We start from the raw sequence: 2,805 nt of genomic DNA, 5'->3' as shown, positions 1-2,805 counted from the left end.
GACTTCACCGGCGCCGACGCGGTCGTGCACTGCGCCGCCGCCGTCGCCGACCTGCCCCCGGGCGCCCCGGCCGAGGCCGCCCAGCACGCCGTCAACGTCACCGGCACCGAGCGACTGCTGCGCGCCGCCGGGGACCGGCCGCTCGCCTGGGTCTCCAGCGCCAGCGTCTACGACCCCCGGTCCGGCCGCGGGCCGGTCGAGGAGCACCACCCCACCGAGGCCGGCCACCTCAACGCGTACGGCCGCACCAAGGCCACCGGGGAGCGGCTCGCGCTGGCGGCGGGCGCCGTGGTGCTGCGCCCGCGCGCCGTTTACGGCCCCGGCGACCCGCACCTGGTGCCCCGGCTGCTGGAGCGCGTCCGGCACGGCCGGCTGCTGCTGCCCGGCGGCGACGTCCGGCTCAGCCTCACCGCCGTGCAGAACCTCGCCGACGCCTGCCTGTCCGCGGTCGGCGCGGGCCGCACCGGCGGGCGCCCGTGGACGCCGGTCGCCTACAACATCGCCGACGCCCGGCCCTACCGGCGCGACGAGGTGGTCCGCGCGGTGCTGGCCGCGCACGGGGTGCGCGCCCGGATCCACCACGTCCCGGCGCCGCTGGCCCGGCTGGCCGCCCGCACCGGACGGCTCCCCGGCCTGACCCCGTACGCGGTGGACCAGCTCTCCCGCGACGTGGTGCTGGACCTCTCCCGCGCCCGTACCCAGGGCTGGCGGCCGCACCGGGACCTCGACGCCTACCTGCGCGAGACCGCCGGCTGACCACCCGCTGGCCACCGGCTGAAACGCCCGGCGCCCGCGTCCCCTCCCAGGGGACGCGGGCGCCGGGCGGGGATCCGCTAGTTCCTGGCCGCCTTCTTCACCAGGACCACCACGGCGGCGGCGATGCCGACCACCACCAGCGCCTTGATGGCGAAGGCCAGCAGCGCGCCGACCACGCCGAAGACGAATGCCAGCAGGTTCCAGGCGAGTACCAGCACCAGCACCGGCACGACGATGTTCCGCACCCACGAGGGCAGCGACTTCCAGAGCTCAGCCATGTCCGTTCCTTCTCTCCCCAGGGGGTCGGCTGCCGTCCGGTGCCGCATCCCGTTCGCTTTCGGTACTTCGATCGTACGGGGGCGCGAGGGACGGAACGAGGCCCAACGGCCCCGAGAGAACCCGGAGATCCCCCCGACCCCGGCCCCCGGGTGAACCCCTGCCCCGACCTCGGGGAACAGCCCCGGGAGGGCCTCGCGCGGCGGGCTCAGACCGGCCAGGTCTCCCCGCGCCAGGCGGCGTCCCAGAACATCCACTCGTAGCGCGAGGTGGTCACGAAGTGCTCGGTCACCCGGCGCCGTTCGGCGGGCGAGAGCTCCTCACCGAGCCGGTCGGTCAGCGCCAGCACCCGCCGCACCACCGACTGGAACGCCTCGTCGCCGTAGGTGGAGATCCACTTGGCGTACAGCGGGTCGGGGGAGCCCTCGGCGAGCAGCCGCTCGCCGACCCGGGCGTAGATCCAGTAGCAGGGCAGCACCGCGCCGACCGCCTCCGCGAAGGAGCCGCCGTAGACGGTGGCGAGCAGGTAGCTGGTGTACGCGCGGGTGGTCGGCAGCACCGGTTCGGCGGCGGCGCCCTCGGCGGTGTCCCCGAAGGCGTCCAGGAACTCGGCGTGCATCCCCTGCTCGGCGGCCAGCGCGCCGATCGCGTCGTCGGCGAAGGCCCGCACCTCCTCCTCGCCGGGCGCCTTGGCCGCGCAGACGGCCAGCGCCCGGGCGTAGTCGCGCAGGTAGTGCGAGTCCTGGACGACGAAGTGGCGGAACGCCTCCCGGGGCAGGGTGCCGTCGGTCAGTCCGGCGAGGAAGGGGTGGGCGAGGATCTCGGCGTAGACCGGCTCGATCGCCGTCCAGAGTTCTTCGGTCAGGTTCGGGCTGCTCATGCCCCGACCCTAACCGCCCGTCGCGAGCGGCCCGGCTCAGTCCTCCGGCGGCGAGAACACCACCAGCACCCGCAGTTCCTCGGTGATGTGGTGGAAGCGGTGCGGCGTCCCGGCCGGGACGTAGACCACGGTGCCCCGGCCCACCGTCGCGGTCTCGTCCCCGACGGTCAGCTCGGCCCGGCCGCTGATCACCTGGTAGATCTCGTCCTGGGCGTGCGCGGTCTGGGTGTCGGTGTCACCGGGGGAGAGCGCGTACAGGCCGGCGGACATCCGCGGCTCGCGCAGGAAGCGCAGGTACGCGCCGTCGTTGGCGGCGCGTTCGGCGTCCAGGCGGTCCAGCCGGAACAACTTCATCGGGGCACCCCTCCTCGTGCGGCCTCGGCCCACCGGCATTCAACACCACCACGCCGGCCGGGACACCGCCTCCCCTTGACCGACCTGGGACGCTGGCCCCATGAAGGGTTTCGCCATCAAGACACTGATCAACGCGGCGGCCATCTGGGTCGCCGCCTGGATCGTCTCCGGGATCACGCTCACCGGTGACGACTGGCAGCACAAGACGCTCACGGTGCTCGCCGTGGCGCTGGTGTTCGGCGTGGTCAACTGGCTCATCAAGCCGGTGGTCCAGCTGTTCTCGCTCCCCCTGTTCATCCTCACCCTGGGTCTGTTCACCTTCATCGTGAACGCGCTGATGCTCTGGCTGACCTCCTGGGCCTCGGACAAGCTCGACCTGGACTTCCACGTGGACGGCTTCTGGTCGGCGCTGTTCGGCGCGCTGATCGTCAGCCTGGTCTCCTGGGGGCTCAGCCTCGCCCTCGACGAGGACTGAGCGGCCCGCCCCCGCCCGCCGGTGACCCGGGCGGGGCCGTCCGGGGGAGGCGGCTTGTTCGGAC

At 73.8% G+C, this 2,805-nt stretch carries 5 protein-coding genes; 2 read left to right on the top strand and 3 right to left on the bottom strand.

What is annotated here, in order from left to right; translation table 11 throughout:
* Nucleotides 1–756 (top strand): NAD-dependent epimerase/dehydratase family protein (locus ABD308_RS25520; protein ID WP_344338924.1); only part of this gene is annotated, 756 nt, incomplete at its 5' end.
* 77 nt (nucleotides 757–833) lie between these two features.
* Here the strand turns inward: ABD308_RS25520 and ABD308_RS25515 are convergent.
* From ABD308_RS25515 to ABD308_RS25505, 3 genes are all read right to left on the bottom strand, one after another.
* Entirely contained in the window at nucleotides 834–1,034 is a 201-nt protein-coding gene (locus ABD308_RS25515) for a DUF5326 family protein (RefSeq protein WP_344338923.1), read from the bottom strand.
* Between the two features lie 206 nt (nucleotides 1,035–1,240).
* Nucleotides 1,241–1,912, bottom strand: coding sequence for a thiaminase II (gene tenA / locus ABD308_RS25510; protein WP_344338922.1), 672 nt, complete (start codon nucleotides 1,910–1,912; stop codon nucleotides 1,241–1,243).
* 36 nt (nucleotides 1,913–1,948) lie between these two features.
* The gene (locus ABD308_RS25505) at nucleotides 1,949–2,266 is read right to left on the bottom strand and encodes a cupin domain-containing protein (RefSeq protein ID WP_344338921.1); all 318 of its coding nucleotides are present in this window, start codon (nucleotides 2,264–2,266) and stop codon (nucleotides 1,949–1,951) included.
* A gap of 100 nt (nucleotides 2,267–2,366) precedes the next feature.
* Here ABD308_RS25505 and ABD308_RS25500 point away from each other — a divergent pair, with 100 nt between their 5' ends.
* Nucleotides 2,367–2,741: a phage holin family protein gene (locus ABD308_RS25500; RefSeq protein WP_344338920.1), complete on the top strand. Its 375-nt coding sequence runs from the start codon at nucleotides 2,367–2,369 to the stop codon at nucleotides 2,739–2,741.
* The last annotated feature ends 64 nt before the right edge of the window (nucleotides 2,742–2,805 follow it).

The organism is Kitasatospora putterlickiae (genome assembly GCF_039527695.1).
GTDB classification, from domain to species: Bacteria; Actinomycetota; Actinomycetes; order Streptomycetales; family Streptomycetaceae; genus Kitasatospora; species Kitasatospora putterlickiae.
The sequence above is the reverse complement of the archived record's forward strand: the minus strand, read 5'-3'. Positions and strand labels throughout refer to the sequence as shown.

Coding starts and splice junctions, on each gene's coding strand:
- ABD308_RS25500 (WP_344338920.1), top strand. CDS start 2,367: ATGAAGGGTTTCGCCATCAAGACACTGATCAACGCGGCGGCCATCTGG.
- ABD308_RS25515 (WP_344338923.1), bottom strand. CDS start 1,034: ATGGCTGAGCTCTGGAAGTCGCTGCCCTCGTGGGTGCGGAACATCGTC.
- ABD308_RS25505 (WP_344338921.1), bottom strand. CDS start 2,266: ATGAAGTTGTTCCGGCTGGACCGCCTGGACGCCGAACGCGCCGCCAAC.
- tenA (WP_344338922.1), bottom strand. CDS start 1,912: ATGAGCAGCCCGAACCTGACCGAAGAACTCTGGACGGCGATCGAGCCG.